General features: G+C 73.1%; 21 protein-coding genes. 12 read left to right on the plus strand and 9 right to left on the minus strand.

Features of this window, described 5'->3' with window-relative positions; all coding sequences use genetic code 11:
- Nucleotides 1-45 precede the first annotated feature (45 nt).
- From sufC to LEP48_RS08785, 4 genes are read left to right on the plus strand one after another with little or no spacing between them, the layout of a single operon-like run.
- Nucleotides 46-816: a Fe-S cluster assembly ATPase SufC gene (gene sufC / locus LEP48_RS08770; RefSeq protein ID WP_225565215.1), complete on the plus strand. Its 771-nt coding sequence runs from the start codon at nt 46-48 to the stop codon at nt 814-816.
- A gap of 26 nt (nt 817-842) precedes the next feature.
- Nucleotides 843-2,156: a cysteine desulfurase gene (locus tag LEP48_RS08775; RefSeq protein WP_225565216.1), complete on the plus strand. Its 1,314-nt coding sequence runs from the start codon at nt 843-845 to the stop codon at nt 2,154-2,156.
- A gap of 27 nt (nt 2,157-2,183) precedes the next feature.
- Nucleotides 2,184-2,648, plus strand: coding sequence for a Fe-S cluster assembly sulfur transfer protein SufU (sufU, locus tag LEP48_RS08780; protein WP_225565217.1), 465 nt, complete (start codon nt 2,184-2,186; stop codon nt 2,646-2,648).
- A gap of 13 nt (nt 2,649-2,661) precedes the next feature.
- Nucleotides 2,662-3,018 carry a metal-sulfur cluster assembly factor gene (locus LEP48_RS08785; protein WP_225565218.1) on the plus strand — a complete coding sequence of 119 codons (357 nt, stop codon included), beginning with the start codon at nt 2,662-2,664 and terminating at the stop codon, nt 3,016-3,018.
- Here LEP48_RS08785 and LEP48_RS08790 read toward each other — a convergent pair.
- Together LEP48_RS08790 and LEP48_RS08795 are read right to left on the minus strand one after the other, a co-directional pair.
- Entirely contained in the window at nt 3,015-3,719 is a 705-nt protein-coding gene (locus LEP48_RS08790) for a Pr6Pr family membrane protein (protein ID WP_225565219.1), read from the minus strand. The two genes, LEP48_RS08785 and LEP48_RS08790, sit on opposite strands and share 4 nt — an antisense overlap.
- Before the next feature lie 300 nt (nt 3,720-4,019).
- A complete protein-coding gene (locus LEP48_RS08795) occupies nt 4,020-4,619 on the minus strand; it encodes a dihydrofolate reductase family protein (RefSeq protein ID WP_225565220.1) in 600 nt (199 codons plus the stop codon).
- A 76-nt stretch (nt 4,620-4,695) separates the two neighbouring features.
- Here LEP48_RS08795 and LEP48_RS08800 point away from each other — a divergent pair, with 76 nt between their 5' ends.
- The 4 genes from LEP48_RS08800 (at nt 4,696) to nrdJ (ending at nt 9,472) form a co-directional block, all read left to right on the plus strand.
- Complete coding sequence (locus LEP48_RS08800) at nt 4,696-5,187, plus strand: nitroreductase family deazaflavin-dependent oxidoreductase (RefSeq protein ID WP_422723818.1); 492 nt, start codon at nt 4,696-4,698, stop codon at nt 5,185-5,187.
- A gap of 178 nt (nt 5,188-5,365) precedes the next feature.
- Complete coding sequence (thrS, locus tag LEP48_RS08805) at nt 5,366-6,643, plus strand: threonine--tRNA ligase (protein ID WP_225565222.1); 1,278 nt, start codon at nt 5,366-5,368, stop codon at nt 6,641-6,643.
- Nucleotides 6,644-6,760: 117 nt separating this feature from the next.
- Entirely contained in the window at nt 6,761-7,321 is a 561-nt protein-coding gene (locus LEP48_RS08810; RefSeq protein ID WP_225565223.1) for a DUF6580 family putative transport protein, read from the plus strand.
- A gap of 30 nt (nt 7,322-7,351) precedes the next feature.
- On the plus strand, nt 7,352-9,472 hold the full coding sequence (gene nrdJ / locus LEP48_RS08815) for a ribonucleoside-triphosphate reductase, adenosylcobalamin-dependent (RefSeq protein ID WP_225565224.1): 2,121 nt from the start codon (nt 7,352-7,354) through the stop codon (nt 9,470-9,472).
- Nucleotides 9,473-9,481: 9 nt separating this feature from the next.
- On the opposite strand, the gene ypfJ is transcribed toward nrdJ, so the two are convergent.
- The gene (gene ypfJ / locus LEP48_RS08820) at nt 9,482-10,381 is read right to left on the minus strand and encodes a KPN_02809 family neutral zinc metallopeptidase (RefSeq protein ID WP_225565225.1); all 900 of its coding nucleotides are present in this window, start codon (nt 10,379-10,381) and stop codon (nt 9,482-9,484) included.
- 76 nt (nt 10,382-10,457) lie between these two features.
- Complete coding sequence (locus LEP48_RS08825; RefSeq protein ID WP_225565226.1) at nt 10,458-11,957, minus strand: M15 family metallopeptidase; 1,500 nt, start codon at nt 11,955-11,957, stop codon at nt 10,458-10,460.
- A gap of 157 nt (nt 11,958-12,114) precedes the next feature.
- Between LEP48_RS08825 and LEP48_RS08830 the strand changes: the two genes are divergently transcribed.
- On the plus strand, nt 12,115-13,713 hold the full coding sequence (locus LEP48_RS08830; RefSeq protein WP_225565227.1) for an ABC-F family ATP-binding cassette domain-containing protein: 1,599 nt from the start codon (nt 12,115-12,117) through the stop codon (nt 13,711-13,713).
- Here the strand turns inward: LEP48_RS08830 and LEP48_RS08835 are convergent.
- From LEP48_RS08835 to LEP48_RS08845, 3 genes are read right to left on the minus strand one after another with little or no spacing between them, the layout of a single operon-like run.
- Entirely contained in the window at nt 13,686-14,672 is a 987-nt protein-coding gene (locus LEP48_RS08835) for an SURF1 family cytochrome oxidase biogenesis protein (RefSeq protein ID WP_225565228.1), read from the minus strand. The genes LEP48_RS08830 and LEP48_RS08835 overlap by 28 nt on opposite strands.
- Entirely contained in the window at nt 14,669-14,905 is a 237-nt protein-coding gene (locus LEP48_RS08840) for a hypothetical protein (RefSeq protein ID WP_225565229.1), read from the minus strand. The genes LEP48_RS08835 and LEP48_RS08840 overlap by 4 nt, the downstream gene beginning before the upstream one ends.
- Complete coding sequence (locus LEP48_RS08845) at nt 14,905-15,429, minus strand: DUF3099 domain-containing protein (RefSeq protein WP_225565230.1); 525 nt, start codon at nt 15,427-15,429, stop codon at nt 14,905-14,907. Before LEP48_RS08845 ends, LEP48_RS08840 begins: the two co-directional genes overlap by 1 nt.
- A 205-nt stretch (nt 15,430-15,634) precedes the next feature.
- Between LEP48_RS08845 and fabG the strand changes: the two genes are divergently transcribed.
- The 3 genes from fabG to LEP48_RS08860 all read left to right on the plus strand — a co-directional run bounded on the left by fabG (nt 15,635) and on the right by LEP48_RS08860 (nt 17,827).
- The gene (gene fabG / locus LEP48_RS08850) at nt 15,635-16,375 is read left to right on the plus strand and encodes a 3-oxoacyl-ACP reductase FabG (RefSeq protein WP_225565231.1); all 741 of its coding nucleotides are present in this window, start codon (nt 15,635-15,637) and stop codon (nt 16,373-16,375) included.
- A gap of 64 nt (nt 16,376-16,439) precedes the next feature.
- Complete coding sequence (gene fabI, locus LEP48_RS08855) at nt 16,440-17,204, plus strand: enoyl-ACP reductase FabI (RefSeq protein ID WP_225565232.1); 765 nt, start codon at nt 16,440-16,442, stop codon at nt 17,202-17,204.
- Nucleotides 17,205-17,275: 71 nt separating this feature from the next.
- Nucleotides 17,276-17,827 carry a SixA phosphatase family protein gene (locus LEP48_RS08860; RefSeq protein WP_225565233.1) on the plus strand — a complete coding sequence of 184 codons (552 nt, stop codon included), beginning with the start codon at nt 17,276-17,278 and terminating at the stop codon, nt 17,825-17,827.
- A 21-nt stretch (nt 17,828-17,848) separates the two neighbouring features.
- On the opposite strand, the gene serB is transcribed toward LEP48_RS08860, so the two are convergent.
- Nucleotides 17,849-18,535, minus strand: a complete 687-nt coding sequence (gene serB, locus LEP48_RS08865) for a phosphoserine phosphatase SerB (protein WP_225565234.1) — start codon at nt 18,533-18,535, stop codon at nt 17,849-17,851.
- The gene (glgC, locus tag LEP48_RS08870; RefSeq protein WP_225565235.1) at nt 18,528-19,772 is read right to left on the minus strand and encodes a glucose-1-phosphate adenylyltransferase; all 1,245 of its coding nucleotides are present in this window, start codon (nt 19,770-19,772) and stop codon (nt 18,528-18,530) included. The genes serB and glgC overlap by 8 nt, the downstream gene beginning before the upstream one ends.
- Between the last annotated feature and the right edge of the window lie 4 nt (nt 19,773-19,776).

Raw genomic sequence — 19,776 nt, forward strand, 5'->3', positions numbered from 1 at the left:
CACTCAGCCCAAAGACTTTCGCTACACGACCTGGAGACACAAGAGATGCCCACCCTGGAGATCCGCGACCTGCACGTCAGCGTCGACACCAAGGAAGGCCCCAAGCCGATCCTGCGCGGTGTCGACCTGACCATCAACTCCGGCGAGACGCACGCCATCATGGGCCCGAACGGCTCCGGCAAGTCGACCCTCGCCTCGGCGCTCGCCGGCCACCCGAAGTACCAGGTGACCTCGGGCACCGTGACGCTCGACGGCGAGGACGTCCTCGCGATGACCGTCGACGAGCGGGCGCGCGCCGGCCTGTTCCTGGCCATGCAGTACCCCGTCGAGGTGCCCGGCGTGTCCGTGGCCAACTTCCTGCGGACCGCCAAGACCGCCATCGACGGCGAGGCGCCCGCCCTGCGCACGTGGGGCAAGGAGGTCAAGGCCGCGATGGCGGACCTGCGCATCGACGCCGCCTTCTCCGAGCGTTCCGTCAACGAGGGCTTCTCCGGTGGTGAGAAGAAGCGCCACGAGATCCTCCAGATGGAGCTCTTCAAGCCGCGCTTCGCGATCCTCGACGAGACGGACTCCGGCCTGGACGTCGACGCCCTGCGCGTCGTGTCCGAGGGGGTCAACCGCGCGAAGCAGAACACGGACGTCGGCGTCCTGCTCATCACGCACTACACGCGCATCCTGCGCTACATCAAGCCCGACTTCGTGCACGTCTTCGTCGACGGCAGGATCGCCGAGGAGGGCGGGCCCGAGCTGGCCGAGCGCCTCGAGAACGAGGGCTACGACCGGTACGTCGGTACCGGCACGACGATGTCGGCCTGAGACCGGCCCGGACCCACGAGGCAGACATGACCACCACCGGCACCGCGCGTCCGGCAGGGACGCCCGCAGCACTGTCCGCGACCGAGCTCGCCGCCGTGCGAGCGGACTTCCCGCTGCTCGGGCGCACGGTGCGGGGTGGTCGTGACCTCGTGTACCTGGACTCCGCCGCCACCTCGCAGAAGCCGAACGTGGTGCTGGAGGCCGAGGTCGAGTTCTACGAGCAGCGCAACGCCGCCGTGCACCGCGGCGCGCACCAGCTCGCCGAGGAGGCCACCGAGGCGTTCGAGCAGGCCCGGGCGGCGGTCGCCGCGTTCGTCGGCGCCGACCCGGGCGAGATCGTGTGGACGTCGGGAGCGACGGCGGCGATCAACCTCGTGGCGTACTCCCTGGCCAACGCCACGGCGGGTCGCGGGGGAGCGGCCGCCGAGCGGTTCCGCCTCGCCCCCGGCGACGAGATCGTCGTCACCGAGGCGGAGCACCACGCCAACCTCGTGCCGTGGCAGGAGCTATGCGCCCGTACGGGCGCCGTCCTGCGCTGGTTCGGCGTCGACGACGAGGGACGGATCGACCTCTCCGACCTCGGCTCGGTCATTACCGCACGCACCCGGGTGGTGGCGTTCGGGCACGTCTCGAACGTCACCGGGGCGATCGCACCGGTGGCCGAGATCGTGGCCGCGGCGCGGCAGGTCGGCGCACTGACCGTCCTGGACGCCTGCCAGTCGGTGCCGCACCTGCCGGTGGACCTGCACGCGACCGGCGTCGACTTCGCGGCGTTCAGCGCGCACAAGATGGTCGGGCCCACGGGCGTCGGCGCGCTCTACGGGCGGCGCGAGCTGCTCGAGGCGATGCCGCCCGTGACGACCGGCGGATCGATGGTCGAGGTCGTGACGATGGAGGCGACGACGTACGCGCCGCCGCCGCAGCGGTTCGAGGCCGGTACCCAGATGGTCGCTCAGGCGGTCGGCATGGGGGTGGCCGCGCAGTGGCTGGAAGAGCTCGGGATGGACGCGGTCGCTGCCCACGAGCAGCACCTGGCCACCGAGCTGGTGCGGATCTCCGAGATCCCGGGCGTGCGGATCGTCGGCCCGGCCGACGCGCACGACCGGATCGCCGTCGTGTCGTTCGTCGTGGACGGCGTGCACGCCCACGACGTCGGTCAGGTGCTGGACGACCGCGGCATCGCGGTGCGGGTGGGCCACCACTGCGCCCAGCCGCTGCACCGGCGGTTCGGCGTCGCCGCGACCGCCCGCGCGTCGGCGTCGGTCTACACCACCACCGAGGAGATCGCCGCCTTCCGGGAAGCATTGGCAGGCGTGCGGGCGTTCTTCGGTGTGGACTGAGAATTCGGCGACGGTGAAGGCAGGCAAGTGAGCTCTCTCGAGCAGATGTACCAGCAGGTGATCCTGGACCATGCGAAGCGCCCGCACGGCCAGGGCCTGGTCGACGTGGCCGCCGGGCACCTCGGCGGGGAGTCGCACCAGGTGAACCCGACCTGCGGCGACGAGATCACCCTGCGGGTCGACGTGGACGGCGACACCGTGGCGGGCGTGTCCTGGGAGGGCCAGGGTTGCTCGATCTCGCAGGCGTCGGCCTCGGTGATGACCGAGCTCGTCGCGGGCCGCCCCCTGGCAGAGGTGGCCCGGCTCGACGCCGCGTTCCACGACCTCATGGGATCGCGGGGCAAGGGGCTGGAGGACGAGGCGGCGCTCGACGACCTGGGGGACGCGAGCGCGTTCACCGGCGTGTCGCAGTATCCCGCCCGCATCAAGTGCGCGCTGCTCGGCTGGGCGGCGCTCAAGGACTCCCTCGCGCGCAGCGGCGCGCTGGGCTGAACCGGAGGACACGATGACCGAGAACACGACCGAGCCGGCCGCGCCGGCGGCCGCCCCCACGCCCACCACCGCGGCGGACGTCGAGGAAGCCCTGCGCGACGTCATCGACCCCGAGCTGGGCATCAACGTCGTCGACCTGGGCCTGATCTACGGCGTGCAGGTCGACCAGAACAACCACACCACGATCGACATGACGCTCACCTCCGCGGCCTGCCCGCTGACCGACGTCATCGAGGACCAGTCCGGCCAGGCGCTCGAGGGCATCGTCGACGGCTTCCGCATCAACTGGGTCTGGATGCCGCCGTGGGGCCCGGAGAAGATCACCGACGAGGGCCGTGAGCAGCTGCGGATGCTGGGCTTCAACGTCTAAGGCCGCACCTCCTGTCCACGGGGCACCCTGCCCTGGTCGCTGCCTCCGGGCCGGGCAGGGAGCCGCCGGTCGAGGTAGGCGAGGAGCAGGGCCAGCAGGACCCCGAGGGCGAGGACGACGCCGACGCTCCGTAGCGCGGCCGGATACCCGACGACGTCCACGTCGAGGAACGGGTACGGGTACCAGCCGGTGATCTCGCCCTGCACGAAGGTGTAGACGACCCACGCGACGGGCCACTCCAGCGCCCGGACGACGGTCGTCGCAGTGATGCGCGGTCGCGGGCCGAACATCATCCAGCCCGCGAGGGCGATCCACGGGGCGGCGTAGTGGAACCCGATGGTGAGCCACAGGCCGAGACCGGACAGCTCGACGTCCGGCGACAGCACCAGGGCGAACACCAGCCCGGTGATGACGATGCCGAGCATCGCGTCGAGCCGCAGCACCCGCCATACGGGTCCGTCCCTGTCGGGCCGTAGCGCCAGCGTGGCGCTGCTGGCCAGCAGCAGGACGTTGCTCTGGATGGTGAAGTAGCTGAACATCCGACGGAACCGTTCGCCGGTGGCGACGGTCTCGGTGGCTTGGCCGGAGTTCGCGTCCACGCCGCCTGCGAGGATCACCGCGATCTGTACGACGAAACACGTGCCGATCACGGCCACGAGCAGTCCGTTGAGGACCCGAGGTGCCACCGGTCGTCGCCGCATGGGGTCATTCATCGCACGGGCGCCCGCCTGCGTCAACGACAGGCGCGCGTGGTACAGGCACGTGCTGCCGCGGCGTGCCGGTGGGCGCGTGCCGTGGACGGGTGCACGCTGGACGCGATGAATCGCGCGCCCGGTCAGGCGCACGGGTCCTGATCGGGTGGTCTTCTCGGATCCGGCATCGGCGCGTGGACGCGGCTGCGCGACCTCAGGCGGGCGGCTAGGCATGACCGGGTGGGCCGCGTCGAGAGGGGCCGGCCCGCGAGGGCTGGGCACCCGGGCGCACCACCGGGGACGCTGGAATCACATCGTCCCCGTGGCGGGGACGCCGTCGGCCAGCCCGTAGCGCAGGTACACGGTGCCCTTCGGGCTCGCCACGGGCTGGGACAGCAGCGTGACGTTCGAGGGCACCGCGCCGCCGTCGAACAGCTTCTTCCCGGTGCCGAGCACGATCGGGTGCACCCACAGGTCGAGACGGTCGAAGAGCCGCTCGCGCAGGAGCGTCTGCACCAGGTCCAGGCTGCCGACCACCTTGACGTGCTCGTGCCGGTCGCGGACCTCCCGGACGGCCGCCGGCAGGTCGGGGCCGAGCTGCGTGGTGCCGGCCCACGACAGGTCGGGCGTGCCGCGTGAGGCGACGAACTTGGGGACGCGGTTGAACAGGGTGGCGAAGTCGCCGCTCTGGTGCGGCCAGTAGGCGGCGAAGATGTCGTAGGTCCGGCGGCCGAGCAGCAGGGCGTCGGTGCCCTCGTACGCGGCCGCGATCTGCGCTTCCGCGACGTCGTCGATCAGGGGCGCCTGCCAGCCGCCGAACGCGAAGCCGTCCGGGTCCTCGTCCGGCGCGCCGGGCGACTGCCCGACCAGGTCGAGGGTGGCGAACAGCTCGATGTCGATGAGTCCCACGGTTCCTCCTGGTGTGTGTCACCAGGGGGGACCGGCCCGGGCCGCCGGACTCATCGGCGCGCGCGAGACTGTGATGGTGAGCATCGTCGCGCGCAGGCTGCGCTCCCTCGTCGCCCCGCTGACGCGCACGCGCGCCTTCCGCCGGTGGGCGCCCAGGGCCATGCCTCCGGTCGAGCGGGCGCTGGCCCTGGTGACGCGGGGTCGGTTCCAGCTCAGCGCGGTGCTGGTGCCCTCGCTGGTGCTGCACACGCGCGGTGCACGCTCGGGCAACCTGCGGCAGACCTACCTGATGTACACGCCGGACGGAGCGGGCGGCCTGATCGTCGCGGGCACGGCGTTCGCGCAGGACCGGCACCCGGCCTGGACGTACAACCTGCTGGCCGACCCGGAGGCGTCGGTCAGCATCGCCGGGCGACGGACCCGGGTGCGGGCGACGCCGCTGCGCCCCGACGAGCGCGACGCCGCGTGGGAGCGGATCGAGGCGCAGTGGCCGGGCTACCGTGCGTACGAGCGGGACTCGGGCCGGGAGGTCCGGCTGTTCCGGCTGCGGCGCGTCCCACCCGGCTGACGCGCGGCACGGCCGGGTGCTAGCGTGAACCGCATGCGCAGCGCACAGGTCACGACGACGCCGGACACCTCCGGCGCCCGCTGACCGCTGCACCGCAGCACCTCACGCACCGGCCCCGGAGCTCGCTCCGGGGCCTTCGTCGTCCCTGGGCAGCTCCGTCCCACGAAGGAGCACCGCCATGAACAGCCGTCCCGCCCCTCACGCCCAGGGGCCCGCCCCCGTCGACCATCGTGACCTCGGCCGCGACATGGGCATCTTCGCTACCAGCCCGCTCGTCGGCCCGGGGCTGCCGCTGTGGCAGCCGGCCGGGGCGGTCGTGCGGCGCGAGCTCGAGCGCCTCGCCGAGGACGTCGCGCTCGCGGGCGGGAGCGAGCCCGTCTACACCCCCGTGCTGGGCAAGCGGTCGTTGTTCGAGCGCTCGGGTCACTGGGACAAGTTCGCGGACGACATGTTCGAGCCCTTCGACGACGGTACCGACGACCCGCTCGTGCTGCGGCCCGCGAACTGTCCGCACCATGCACAGGTCTACGCGTCGGCGCCCCGCAGCCATCGGGACCTGCCGGTGCGGTACCACGAGCTCGGCGCGATGTTCCGCGCCGAGCGGTCCGGCGTGCTGTCCGGTCTCAGCCGGGTGCGGCAGATCAACCTCGACGACACCCACGTGTTCTGCCGCCCGGACCAGGTGGCCGCCGAGGTGCGGCTGGCGCTCGACGCCGTCGCCGAGGTCGTGCGGGTGCTCGGGATCGAGGTCGACCACGTGCGGCTGTCGCGGCGGGACGACTCGGGCCGCTGGCTCGGGGAGCCGGCGCGGTGGGACGACGCCGAGGGCCAGCTGGGCGACGCCCTCGCCGGCGCGGGCCTCGCGTGGGTCGACGGGCCGGGGGAGGCTGCGTTCTACGGACCGAAGCTCGACGTGCAGGTCCGCGACGCGCGGGGCCAGGTCGAGAGCGTCGCCACCGTGCAGATCGACTTCAACCAGCCCGAGCGGTTCGGTCTCGAGTACGTGGTTCCGGACGGTTCCCGTGCGCGCCCGGTGATGATCCACCGCGGCACCGTCGGGTCCATGGAGCGGATGACCGCGTTCCTGCTCGAGCAGCACGGCGGCCGGCTGCCGTTCTGGCTCGCGCCGGTGCAGGTGTGCGTGCTGCCGGTGGGCGACGTCGCGGCCGAGGACGCTGCGCGGGCGCTGCGCCGCCAGGGGGTCCGGGTGCGGGTCGAGGCGGACGGTTCGCTCGGCAACCGGGTCCGCCTCGCCCGGGGTCGCCGGGACGCGCTCCTGGCGGTGCTCGGTCCTCGCGAGGCGGCGGCCGGCGTGCTCGCGGTGAGCGACCCGTCGACCGGGGAGCGGGCCGACCTGCCGCCGGACGAGCTGGCGCGGCGTGCGGCGGCGGCAGCATCCCACCGGGCGCGGGCGGTGAGCCTGCGAGACGTGGACCCCGCCGCTGACCGGTCCTGACGACGGGTCATGACGACACCACATCTTGTGGTCTATCGCCCTGCTGACCACTAGGGCTAGTGTTCGCGTTGCTGGCCAGCGCAGACATGGTTCTCCGTCCCGGATGAAGGTAGGCAGATGTCCACCGTCCTGAAGTACGTCGTCGTCGCCGTTCTCGCCGTCGTGTCGATCGCCTGGCGCGACCTCAACCTCCACACGTTCCTCGCGCCGGGGGTCGAGCTCGTCACGGTGCTCGCGGTGGCCTCGGCCGTCCTGCTGCCCCGGGTGCCGGCCGTCGCGGTCCCGCTGGTGACGGTCGCCGTCGGCGACGTGGTCCTCGGCTCCTCCTCGGCGATCTCCCTCTACGTCTGGGTGGCCTGGTGCGCCGTCGCGGTGGGTGCGCTGGCCCTGCGCGCGGCCCGGAGCCGGCGCGCGACCCTCGCGCTCGGCGCCGGGTTCGGGGCAGCCGCCAGCACCCTGTTCTTCCTGGTGAGCAACTTCGGCACCTGGATGCTCGGGCGCGGCGAGTGGTACGCCGACTCCCTCAGCGGGTTGCTCGCCGCCTACGCGGCGGGAGTGCCGTTCTATCTCGTTCCGCTCGGGGCCAACCTCGTCCTCGTCCCGGTGGCCGCCCTCGCCGCCCACGCCCTGCGCGCGTCGAGCGCCGTCCCCGCGCCGTCCCCGCTGCCTGTCCGCTGACCCGGCCACCGGCCGCCAGAGAGGAAACTCGTGCTCACCTTCCAGCTCCCTGACTCCTTCGTCGCGGCGTACGCCGGGCGGCCCGTGCCCTGGGGCTACGCGGACGCCGCCGGGAACTCCCTCGGCGAGATCACGTTCCTGCGCACGTACTCCCGCCAGCGCGAGGACGGCACCAAGGAACGCTGGCACGAGGTGGTCCGCCGAGTCGTCGAGGGCATGTTCTCGATCCTGCGGGACCACACGACGAAGCAGCGACTGCCCTGGGACGAGGTCTGGGCGCAGGAGACGGCTCGGGACGCCTACGAGCGGCTCTTCGAGCTCAGATGGAGCCCGCCGGGCCGCGGGCTGTGGGTGATGGGCACCCCGCTGGTCAACTCCCTCGGCAACTCCGCGCCCCTGCAGAACTGCGCCTTCGTCTCGACCGACGAGATGAGCGCCGCCGAGCCGGCGCTCCCGTTCACCTTTCTCATGGAGGCGTCCATGCTCGGCGTGGGCGTCGGGTTCGACACCGCCGGCGCCGCCCGGGGCCTGACGCTGCAGGACCCGAGGGTGCACGACGCGAGCGAGGGACTCGTGCTCGACGCCACCGGGCGGGCCCTGCCGCCGGTGGTCGGGGCGGGGACGCCCGTCCACACGATCCCCGACACCCGGGAGGGCTGGGTCGCCTCCACGGCCATGGTCATCGACGCCTACCTCCGGGGCGACGAGCTGCCCGTGATGGACTACTCGCTCGTGCGGCCCCTGGGTGCGCCGATCCGGACCTTCGGCGGCACGGCCGCCGGCCCCGTGCCGTTGCACCGCCTGCACACGGCCCTCCGCGGCGTGCTGGCGGGACGCGCCGGAGAGCCGCTGACCACCCGGGACATCGCCGACATCGGGAACCTCATCGGGGTGTGCGTTGTCGCCGGCAACGTCCGCCGCTCCGCCGAGATCCTGCTCGGCCGGATCGACGACCCGGACTTCCTCGACCTGAAGAACCCCGAGGCCTTCCCCGAGCGCAACTCCTACGACCCCGCCCGGCCGGGATGGGCGTGGATGTCGAACAACTCGGTCGTCGTCGACACCGCCACCGACCTGTCGGGCCTGACGGAGGCGATCGCGCGCAACGGCGAGCCCGGCGTCGTCTGGCTCGACACCACCCGTGCGTACGGTCGGCTGGCCGACCCCGCCGACCACAGGGACCACCGGGTCCAGGGCTACAACCCGTGCGCGGAGCAGCCGCTGGAGTCGTTCGAGTGCTGCACCCTCGTGGAGACCTTCCCGTCCCGTGCGTCGTCGAAGGAGGACTACTTCGCAACGCTGCGGATCGCCTTCCTCTACGGCAAGGCCGTCACCCTGCTGCCCACCCACTGGGAGCGGACCAACGCCGTCATGCAGCGCAACCGGCGGGTGGGCACCTCGATGTCCGGGATCGCGGACTTCGTGGACACCCACGGCACGGAGGTGATGCGCGAATGGATGGACGAGGGCTACGGCGTGGTCCGCGCGTGGGACACCGAGCTGTCGGAGGTTCTCGCGGTGCGCGAGTCGATCCGCACCACGACGGTCAAGCCCAGCGGCACGGTGAGCATCGTCGCCGGCGTCTCCCCGGGCGTGCACTGGGCGCCGGGCGGCACCTACTTCCACCGGGCGATCAGGTTCCGCACCGAGGACCCGCTCGTCACCCTGTTCCGGGCCGCCGGGTACCGGGTGGAGCCCGCCGGCGAGGACCCGTCCGGGACGTCGGTCGTGTTCTTCCCGATCCGGTCGGCGGCCCGCCGCTCGGAGAAGGACGTCACCCTGCGGGAGAAGGCCGGGCTGGCCGCGCTCGCGCAGCGGTACTGGTCCGACAACTCCGTGTCGGTGACGCTCTCGTTCGACCCGGAGACCGAGGGCGGGCAGATCGGCGACGTCCTGCGCGACCTCGCCGGGCGCCTCAAGACGGCCTCGTTCCTGCCCCAGGGCAACTTCGTCTACCCGCAGATGCCGTACACGCAGATCACCGCCGAGGAGTACGAGGCGGCGTCGCGGCGACTCGTGCCCGCCTACCTCGACGCCGTGTACGACGGCGACCTGGAGACGATCGACGCCCTCGGCGAGGCGTTCTGCGACACGGACGACTGCGAGCTCGACGGGATCCGCATCAACGCCGAGCTCGGGGGAGCCTCGTGACGCCGGCGCTCAGAGCGTGTCGGCGGACAGGGCGTCGCAGTCCTGCATCGTGCCGCCCTCGTACCCCATGGTGAACCAGCGCACCCGCTGCTCCGAGGTGCCGTGGGTGAAGCCCTCCGGGGTGATCCGGCCGGTGGCCTGTCGCTGGATGTGGTCGTCGCCGACGGTGGCCGCGGCGTCCAGCGCCTGGCCGAGCTCGGCCTGCGAGATCGGGTCCAGGAAGGTGACGCCGGTGTCGGGGTCGACCACTGTCGCGGCGGACCCCGCCCACATGCCGGCAAGGCAGTCGGCCATGAGCTCGATGCGCACGGAGTCGGACTCGGGCCCGCTGCCGCCGCGGTCGGCGGCGTCCATCGCTCCGGAGAGCTGCTCGACGTGGTGCCCCATCTCGTGCGCCACGACGTACATCTCCGCGAGCGGCCCGCCCTCGGCGCCGAACTGGGAGCTGAGCTGGTCGAAGAACGACACGTCCACGTAGATCGTCTGGTCGGGCGGGCAGTAGAACGGCCCCGTCGCGCTCGACGCCGCGCCGCAGCCGGTCGTCGTCGACCCGGAGAAGCTCTCGACCGGCGGGGGCACGTACTCGACGCCCGCCTGCTCCGGCAGCACCTGCTCCCAGTAGGCGTCCAACGACTGCACGCTCGCGGACAGGCGGCACTCCCGGTCGCTGTTCGCCTCCTGGGCCGTGCAGTCGTCGATGAACTGCTGCTGACCCTCGCCGACGGGCGCGGGGCCCTCCTGGACCGCGCCGCCGAGCGAGCCGACGACCTGGCCCAGGTCGCCGCCGAGGAAGACCGCCAGCAGCGCCACCACGACGGCCCCGATGCCGCCACCCACGACCGCGCCCCGGCGACCGCCGCCCTTGCGGACCCGGCCGCCCTCGAACTGCCCACCCTCGTTGAACGTCACGAGCACACGGTAGGCCGGGCGGGCAGCGCTCGCGCCCGGATCGGGGCACGGGTCACGACAGGAGCCACGGCAGGCGTCACGACTCGTAGCCCGTCGGCGTCTCGACCGACTCCCAGTGCCACGGCTCCGGGAGACGCCCGTTCGGCCCGGCCCAGTCGGGATGGTGCCACCCGTGCTCCTCGGCGTGATCCGTGAGCCAGCGGTAGCGGGCGCTGTCGAAGCCGTCAGGCCCCATGGCCAGGTCGACGGCCGTGCCCAGCCCGTGGTTGGAGCAGCCGGGCGGCGCGGCGAGCGGGTTCGGGTCGTCCGGGTTGTAGACGTCGATCTGTTGCGCATAGCTCCGGTAGGCGGAGTTGACGGTGAGGTGCTGCCCGAACTCGGCCAGGTAGGCGCGGTCGAGCTCGACGAGGCCGTCCAGGACGTCGGCCCGCACCAGGTACTGCGGTGCCCACGGGATCGGCGCGAGCTCGGCGTCGTCCAGGCGCCCGGCCTCCGGGAACCAGACCTGGTCGGGCTCCGGGCAGGCGGCGGTGTCCTGCGCCGTCAGGAGCATGGTGGTGGAACGCCCGAGCTCGTCGAGCTGCGCCAGCAGGGTGGCGGCCACCGCCTCGACGTCCTCGAGCGGCGCGCCCTGCAGGGCGTCGTCGCCGCTCGCGTCCAGCGCCTCGACCGCGGACCCGAGCGCGGTCCGCGCCGTGGTGCCGACGTCGTCCGCCACCGCGCGCCCCTCGTCGGCCAGCTCGTCGCTCGCGGCCAGCACCACCTCGGCCCGCTCGGCCACGGGTGCGAGCGCCTCCCGGGCCCCGCCGACCTCGGTGTGCGCGAACTCCAGCCGCGAGGCACGCACCGCCGCGACGCCCTCGTCGAGACGCACCTGCAGGGGGTCGGCGTCCCCCGGCCGCACGTCGAGGAGGGGGGTGCCGTCGAGGACGTCCTGCGCGTCGTCGACGGCGGCGGTGAGGACCGTCCGCACCGTCGTGTCGGCGACCCGGTCGGCGGAGTCGGCGAGCTCCGTGCGTGCCGTGGCGGTCCGGGCGGCCAGGTCGGCCTGCTCGCCCCGGACCGTCCAGACCAGGGCTCCGGCGGTCCCGGCCAGCGCCACGCCCACCAGGACGAGCGAGACCGCGACCCGCACGCCGCGACGACGCCCCGGCAGCACCCTCGCGTGCCGCAGGTCCAGGTCGACGGCGCGCGAGCGCGGCCGGACCAGGTGGAGCAGCGCACCCCCGGCCGCGGCGCCGAGCGCGTACCAGGCGAGGTCCGTGGCGCCGAAGGCCGTGCCGAACACGTACCTCGCCTCCGGGACCGCCTCGAGGATCTGGGCGGGGACCGCGCTGAGGTGGGACAGCTCGATCGCCGCGCAGACCACGAGGGCGGCACCGGCCGCCACGACCGGGCTCGTGCGCGGACGCACCAGGACGAGGAGCAGGAGCACGAGGACGGTGAAGAGGGCGTCCCCGAGGGGGCCGCCGACCTCCGGGGGGAGCACGGCCCGCCCTCCGAGCCCGGCGAGGATCACGACCAGGGCGAGGACTGCAGCCGTCGGGCGGGGGGTGCGGGGCAGCCGGGACGTCACGGTCAGACACCCTATCGACCGTCGTGACGCCGGCCGGCCGCCGTTCGTGCGGTTTCGGGGGAGGTCTCCGGGGTGTGACGTGCGTCGTCGTCGGTGCCCGCGACGCCCCGTAGACTCGGAGGAGCCTCCCACCCCCTTGTCGAAGGACACCCCTGCCTTGATCACCGCCCACGGCGTCGAGCTGCGCTTCGGCGCCCGCGTCCTGCTGCACGAGGCCACGTTCCGCGTGGCCCCGGGCGACCGCATCGGCCTCGTCGGTCGCAACGGCGCCGGGAAGACGACGCTCACGAAGACGCTCGCCGGCGACACCCTGCCCACGGGCGGCAAGATCGTGCGCGGCACCGACATCGGGTACCTGCCGCAGGACCCGCGCACCGGCGACCTCGAGGTCGTCGCCATGGACCGCGTGCTCAGCGCCCGCGGCCTCGACCGGGTGGTCGCGCAGATGCGCGAGGCCGAGGGCCAGATGGCGTCGGCGGACCCGGAGACGCAGACCGCGGCGATGGAGCGGTACCCGAAGCTCGAGGCACGGTTCCTCGCGGCCGGCGGGTACGCGGCCGAGTCCGAGGCGCACCGCATCACCAGCAACCTCGGCCTGGACGACCGCGTGCTCGCCCAGCCCCTGAACACCCTGTCCGGGGGTCAGCGCCGGCGCATCGAGCTCGCGCGCATCCTGTTCTCCGGCGTCGACACCCTGCTGCTGGACGAGCCCACCAACCACCTCGACGCCGACAGCATCGTGTGGCTGCGCGACTACCTCAAGTCGTACCCGGGCGGGTTCATCGTCATCAGCCACGACGTCGAGCTCCTGCGGGCGACCGTGAACAAGGTGTTCCACCTGGACGCGAACAGGGGCGAGCTCGACCAGTACAACCTCGGCTGGGACGCCTACATCGCCCAGCGTGAGCAGGACGAGCGCCGCCGGCGCCGCGAGCGCGCCAACGCGGAGAAGAAGGCCGGGGTGCTGCTCGCCCAGGCCGACAAGATGCGGGCCAAGGCGACCAAGGCCACAGCCGCCCAGAACATGATGAAGCGCGCGGAGCGCATGCTCTCGGGCCTCGAGGGCGAGCGCCAGGCCGACCGGGTCGCGCACCTGCGCTTCCCGACGCCGGCACCGTGCGGGCGCACGCCGCTCACCGCCGAGGAGCTGTCCAAGAGCTACGGCTCGCAGGAGGTCTTCGCCGGGGTCGACCTCGCGATCGACCGGGGCTCCCGGGTCGTGATCCTGGGGCTCAACGGCGCCGGCAAGACGACGCTGCTGCGCATCCTGGCCGGTGTGGAGGCGTCCGACACGGGCGAGGTCGTGCCCGGGCACGGGCTCAAGATCGGCTACTACGCGCAGGAGCACGACACCCTCGACATGGACGCGACGGTCGTGGCGAACCTGCGGCACGCGGCGCCCGACCTCACGGACACCCAGGTGCGCTCCGTGCTGGGCTCGTTCCTGTTCAGCGGCGACGACGCCGAGAAGCCCGCGCACGTGCTCTCCGGCGGCGAGAAGACCCGGCTGGCGCTGGCGACGCTCGTGGTCTCGAGCGCCAACGTGCTGCTGCTCGACGAGCCCACCAACAACCTCGACCCTGCGTCGCGCGCCGAGATCCTCGGGGCGCTCAACACGTACGAGGGGGCCGTCGTGATGGTCACCCACGACGACGGCGCGGTCGAGGCCCTGGAGCCGGACCGCGTCCTGCTGCTGCCGGACGGTGACGAGGACCTCTGGTCGGACGACTACGCCGAGCTGGTGTCCCTGGCCTGACGGGGGGTGCCGCCGCCTGCCGCCGCGGAGTCCTCCGCGGCGTCGATCAGGGCGTCCTCGTAGTCCTCGTCGACGCGCCGGGGGGCGCGTCGGGGTCGCGCCGCCCCGCGCCCCCGCGACCCGCCGGGGTCCGGGCCGGCCGCGAGCAGGTCGCCGGCAGTGACGGTGGCGGGGCGCGTCTCGCGCCGCCACAGGGCGACGAAGCCGCCGACCGCGCCCAGCGCGAACACGCACCACTGGAACGTGTAGCTGAGGTGGGAGCCGGGATCCGTGTCCGGCTCGGGCAGCGCGACCAGCGCCGTCGTCGGGGCCGGGTCCTCCGCCCGCAGCTGGCCGTAGGCGCCGACCGTGCGGCCCTGCGCCCACGCGCCGCCGCCGGGCCCGGCCGCGAGCACCTGGTCGGTGCTGATCGCCTGCACCTGCCCGTCGGGGGTGCCGCGGTCCGAGGCGGGCTCGTCGGCGCGCATCGTGACCTCGACGCGCACCTCGCCGTCGGGCGGGTCGGGGACGGCGGCCGGCTCGCTCGCGTCCGCCCCGACCGGGACGAAGCCCCGGTCGACGACGAGCACGACCTGCTGCCCGTCGGCGAGCGTGGTCTCGAACGGGACGAGCAGGTGGAACCCGGCGGTGCCGCCCACCGGACGGTTCCGCAGCAGCACGGTGTCCTGCGGCCGGTAGGTGCCGGTGGCCTCGACGGGACGCCAGACGTCGTCGTCGCCGAGCGTGTCGCCGGGGCCGTCGAGGACGTCGCCGAGCGGGACCGGGGCGGAGGCGTAGTTGGACTCGACGAGGTCGATCTGCGCCTGCCGGTCGGTGTAGCGGTGCCACTGCCAGAACGCGGCGAGGACGCAGAGGGCGGCGAGGAGCACCGCCGCGAGGCCGAGGGTGACCCACTGGCGGCGGGTCCGCGGGGCGTCGGCCCCGTCGGGGGACGGCTGCTCGGGGACGGGCGTGGTCACGCGCGCTCGAGCTCCGTGACGGGCACGGTCTGCTTCCAGAAGGACCTCGCCCCGAGGAACTGCTCGAGGTGCTCGCGGTGCGTGTCGCACGCCAGCCACACCTTGCGGCGCTCCGGGGTGTGCAGCCGCGGGTTGTTCCACAGCAGCCCCCACCGGGCCTCGCCGCGGCAGCCCTTCGCGGAGCAGATCAGCTCGCCCGCCACGGGGTCGGCGCTGCCTCCGAGCAGGTCCATCAGTGCTCCTTCGTCGGGTCGTCCGAGCGGGTGCCCGGGGTGTCGTCGCGGGTGTCGTCGGTGTCTTCGCGGGCGTCGGTGTCGTCGGGGGCCTCGTCGTCCTGGTGCTCGATGACGCGGCCGGGACCGCTCGACGGCGAGGCCGCGTCGCCGGGTGGGGCCGGGGCCGGGTCCGCGGGCGCCCGCAGCGCCGGGAGGTCGGCCCTCACGAAGGGCGAGGTGTCGTAGGTGACCCGGTCGCGGCCCGCGTTGGCGAACAGCACGGCCGAGTACGGGAGCACGACGGCGGCCGCGAGGAGCACCATCTGCAGCCAGAGGATCCCGCGCGCGAGGAAGATCGCGGACAGGAAGCAGACGAGCCGGATACCCATCTGCACGAGGTACCGCCGGGTCCGGCGCGCCTGGTCCTCGGAGAGCGGCTCCGGGGCGTTCGTGATCGACGGGACGTCGGCCGGGCCCTGTGCAGGAGGCTGCCCGCGCCCGGGCGAAGGCGCTCCGGCCGGCGTCGATCGGGCATTGCTCACCGTGCCAGTCTACGGCGGCACGGGTGCCTTCCTCACGCCCCCGGACGGCTCCGGGTTGTAGGTAACCGACAAACGGTCGCGATCCGCTGTGGCCCGTCCCCAGCCGGTGTCCTGGCCGGTCCGGGGTAGCGTCACCCTGGGCCGGGCACACCCGTGTCCCGTCCCGACAGACCGCACGCCGTACCCGCCGCCCGAGGAGAGAACCGTGACCGACGCCCCCGCCGCGCAGCCCCAGGAGACCCCCGCTCGCGTCGTGGTCGTGACCGGAGCCGCCCGCGGCATCGGCCGCACCATCGCCGAGCGCTTCGTGGCGGCCGGCGACACCGTCGCCACCCTGTACCGCGGCGGCGACCTGCCCGCGGGCGTGCACGGCTTCGTGGCCGACGTCACCGACAGCGCGGCCGTGGACGCGGCGTTCGCCGAGATCGAGAAGTCGCTGGGCGCGGTCGAGGTGCTCGTCGCCAACGCGGGCGTGACCCGCGACCAGCTCCTCATGCGGATGAGCGACGAGGAGTTCGAGACCGTCCTGGACGTCAACCTCACCGGGACGTTCCGCTGCGTGCGCCGCGCGTCGAAGGGCATGATCCGCGCGCGCAAGGGCCGCATCGTGCTCGTCGGCTCGGTCGTCGGGCTGTACGGCGGGCCCGGGCAGGTCAACTACTCGTCGTCCAAGGCCGCCCTGGTCGGCATGGCGCGCTCGATCACCCGTGAGCTCGGCGGGCGCGGCATCACCGCGAACGTGGTGGCACCGGGCTTCGTCGAGACCGACATGACGGCCACCCTGCCCGAGGCGACCCAGCAGCAGTACAAGGCGTCCATCCCCGCCGGGCGGTTCGCCTCCACCGACGAGGTCGCGGGCGTGGTCCAGTTCCTGGCCTCGGACGCCGCGGCCTACGTCTCCGGCGCCGTCGTCCCCGTCGACGGCGGACTCGGCATGGGGCACTGACCGCTCCCGTGCCACCGCGGCCCCGGCCGCCCCACGCTCTCCCCGCACCCAGCGAAAGGTCATCATGGCTCTGCTCGACGGCAAGAAGCTCCTCATCACCGGCGTCCTCACCGACAGCTCGATCGCGTTCCACGCGGCCCGGCTGGCCCAGGAGGAGGGCGCCGAGGTGGTCCTGACGTCCTTCGGGCGCCAGATGAAGCTCACGCAGGCCTTTGCCAAGCGCCTGCCGGTCACGGCGCCGGTCGTCGAGCTCGACGTCACCAGCGGAGACGACCTGGCCGCGCTCGCCGACCGCGTCCGCGAGCACACCGACCACCTGGACGGCGTCGTGCACTCCATCGGGTTCGCGCCCCAGACGGTCATGGGCGGCAACTTCCTCGCCGCGGGGTGGGACGACGTCGCCACGGCGCTGCAGGTCTCGACGTACTCCTACAAGTCGCTGGTCGAGGCGGCGCGCCCGCTCATGTCGGGCGGGGCGTACGTGGGGCTCACGTTCGACGCGCAGTTCGCCTGGCCGGTCTACGACTGGATGGGCGTCGCCAAGGCCGGTCTCGAGTCCGCGAACCGCTACCTGGCCCGTGACCTGGGGCCGCACGGCATCCGGTGTAATCTCGTCTCCGCCGGGCCCATCCGCACCACGGCGGCGAAGTCCATCCCGGGCTTCGAGACCATGGAGGAGGCCTGGCCGCGTCGCGCGCCGCTCGGCTGGGACCAGACGACGGCGGAGCCTGCGGCGCGCGCCGTGGTGGCTCTCCTGTCCGACTGGTTCCCCGCCACGACCGGCGAGATCGTCCACGTCGATGGCGGAGTGCACGCGATGGGTCAGTGACCGGTCCGCACCTGGACCGGCGCGGGGTCGACTACTCTCCGCAGTAGTCACGGAACGGGTGGACGGGGAGCATGAGAGCCGATTCGCACGCCGAGGGGACAGCGCCGGTGCGGCGCCTGGTCCTCCTGCGGCACGCCAAGGCCGAGCCGGGGCGCGGCGTCGTCACGGACGACCAGCGTCCGCTCGCGCTGACGGGCCGCAAGCAGGCCTCCCGGGTGGGCATGGCGTTGACGGCGGCGAGGCTCGTGCCCGATCTGGCCCTCGTCTCCTCCGCCCTGCGGACCCGCCAGACCTGGGACCTCGCCTCCGCGCACCTCGACGGTGCCGCGGACGTGGTGCTGCAGGTCCGCGACGAGCTGTACGAGTCGAGCGTGAAGGACGTGGTCGCGCTGCTGCGCGACGTGCCCGACCACGTCCGGACCGTCCTCGTCGTCGGCCACGAGCCGACGATGGCGGCCACGGCCGCCCACCTCGCGGGGGAGGGGTCCGACGACGCGGCGCTCGCGCAGGTGCGCGTCGGGGTCCCGACCGCGACCTACTCCGTGCTCGAGTCCGCCGACCTGCCCTGGTCGGGCTGGGGCAGGTCGGCGGTCCGGCTGGTCCACGTCGGCCGGCCCTCCTGACCGGAGGGCCGCTGGGGCGCCCTAGGTCCCGGCGACGGCGTCGACCCCGTCGATGACGTCGAGGACCGCGTCCAGCCGGGGGCCGTCGACGCTGAACGGCGACTGGGCGCGCACCACCGGCTTGGCGGCGAACGCGATCCCGATGCCGGCGGCGCCGATCATGTCGAGGTCGTTCGCGCCGTCGCCCACCGCGACGGTGTCGGTCATGGCGATCCCGCACTCGGCGGCCCAGCGCCGCAGGGTCGCGGCCTTGTCCGCGCGGTCGATCACGGGACCGACGGTGCGGCCGGTCAGCACGCCGTCCGAGACCTCGAGGCGGTTGGCGCGCCACAGGCGGATGCCGAGCGACTCCGCGAGCGGCTCGAGGATCTCCGCGAACCCCCCGGAGACGAGGCCGAACTCCCAGCCGCGCCGCCGCGTCTCGGCGACGAGCTCGCGGGCGCCGGGGGTCAGCTCGACGGCGTCACGCACCGCGTCAAGGGCCTCCGTCCGGACACCGGCCAGCGTGGCGACGCGCTCGCGCAGGGAGCCGGCGAAGTCCAGCTCGCCGCGCATCGCGCGCTCCGTGACGGCGGCCACCTGGGCGCGCGTGCCCGCGTGGTCGGCGATGAGCTCGATGACCTCGGCGGTGATGAACGTGGAGTCGACGTCGGTGACGACGAGCCTGCGGGGGAGGACGTGCGAGTGCGCGGACTGCTGATCAGGCAAGGACGGTGCCCTTCGGGACGACGGTGATCCCCGACGCCGTGACGGTGAACCCACGGGCCCGGTCCTCGTCGTGGTCGACGCCGATCCGGACCCGCTCGCCCACCACCACGTTCTTGTCGAGGATGGAGCGGTGGACCTGGGCGTGCCTGTGAACCTGGACGTGGTCCATCAGGACGGAGTCCGTGACGGTTGCCCAGGAGTGCAGGTACGTGCCCGGGGACAGGATGGACCCTGCGACCGTCGCCCCGGAGATGAGGACACCAGGCGAGACGATCGAGTCGGCGGCGTGGCCGAGGCGGCCGGCCCCGGCGTGCACGAACTTGGCGGGCGGCAGGCCGGTGTAGCCCGTGAAGAGCGGCCAGTCCGAGTTGTAGAGGTTGAACACGGGCTGGACGGTGATGAGGTCCTGGTTCGCGTCGAAGTAGGCGTCGATCGTGCCGACGTCGCGCCAGTAGTCCCGGTCGCGGTCGGTCGAGCCGGGCACGTCGTTGCGGATGAAGTCGTAGACGGCGGCGGTGCCCTCGGCGACGAACGCGGGCACGATGTCGCCCCCCATGTCGTGCCGCGAGTCCGGGTCCGCCGAGTCCTTGGTGACCGCCTCGACGAGCGCGTCCGCGTCGAAGACGTAGTTGCCCATCGAGGCGAGCACCTCGGTGGGGGAGTCCGGCAGCCCGACCGGGGCGACGGGCTTCTCGAGGAAGTCGCGGATCCGGGTGGGGTCGTCCGGGTCGACGTCGATGACGCCGAACTGGTCGGCCATGGCGATCGGCTGCCGGATGGCCGCGACAGTGGCCCGTGCGCCCGAGGAGACGTGGGCCTCGACCATCTGCGAGAAGTCCATGCGGTAGACATGGTCGGCGCCCACCACCACGACGATGTCGGGCCGCTCGTCGGAGATGATGTTGAGGCACTGGTAGATCGCGTCCGCGCTGCCGAGGTACCAGTGCTTGCCGACGCGCTGCTGCGCCGGCACGGACGAGACGTAGTTGCCCAGCAGCGGGGACATCCGCCAGGTCTTGGAGATGTGCCGGTCCAGCGAGTGCGACTTGTACTGCGTCAGCACGATCACCTGGAGGTAGCGCGAGTTGATGATGTTCGACAGCGCGAAGTCCACGAGGCGGTAGATCCCGCCGAACGGGACGGCCGGTTTGGCCCGTTGGGCAGTGAGCGGCATGAGCCGCTTCCCCTCGCCGCCGGCGAGGACGATCGCGAGCACGCGGGGGTGGGTCGACGCCATGGAC

The sequence above is a fragment of the Isoptericola luteus genome, assembly GCF_020297055.1.
Classification (GTDB): Bacteria; Actinomycetota; Actinomycetes; order Actinomycetales; family Cellulomonadaceae; genus Isoptericola; species Isoptericola luteus.

What these genes read in the sequence shown, in the direction of transcription:
- LEP48_RS08785 (WP_225565218.1), top strand. Translation starts at nt 2,662, where the DNA reads ATGACCGAGAACACGACCGAGCCGGCCGCGCCGGCGGCCGCCCCCACG.
- glgC (WP_225565235.1), bottom strand. Translation starts at nt 19,772, where the DNA reads ATGGCGTCGACCCACCCCCGCGTGCTCGCGATCGTCCTCGCCGGCGGC.
- thrS (WP_225565222.1), top strand. Translation starts at nt 5,366, where the DNA reads ATGAACAGCCGTCCCGCCCCTCACGCCCAGGGGCCCGCCCCCGTCGAC.
- fabI (WP_225565232.1), top strand. Translation starts at nt 16,440, where the DNA reads ATGGCTCTGCTCGACGGCAAGAAGCTCCTCATCACCGGCGTCCTCACC.
- LEP48_RS08810 (WP_225565223.1), top strand. Translation starts at nt 6,761, where the DNA reads ATGTCCACCGTCCTGAAGTACGTCGTCGTCGCCGTTCTCGCCGTCGTG.
- LEP48_RS08840 (WP_225565229.1), bottom strand. Translation starts at nt 14,905, where the DNA reads ATGGACCTGCTCGGAGGCAGCGCCGACCCCGTGGCGGGCGAGCTGATC.
- sufC (WP_225565215.1), top strand. Translation starts at nt 46, where the DNA reads ATGCCCACCCTGGAGATCCGCGACCTGCACGTCAGCGTCGACACCAAG.
- LEP48_RS08860 (WP_225565233.1), top strand. Translation starts at nt 17,276, where the DNA reads ATGAGAGCCGATTCGCACGCCGAGGGGACAGCGCCGGTGCGGCGCCTG.
- LEP48_RS08775 (WP_225565216.1), top strand. Translation starts at nt 843, where the DNA reads ATGACCACCACCGGCACCGCGCGTCCGGCAGGGACGCCCGCAGCACTG.
- LEP48_RS08790 (WP_225565219.1), bottom strand. Translation starts at nt 3,719, where the DNA reads ATGCGGCGACGACCGGTGGCACCTCGGGTCCTCAACGGACTGCTCGTG.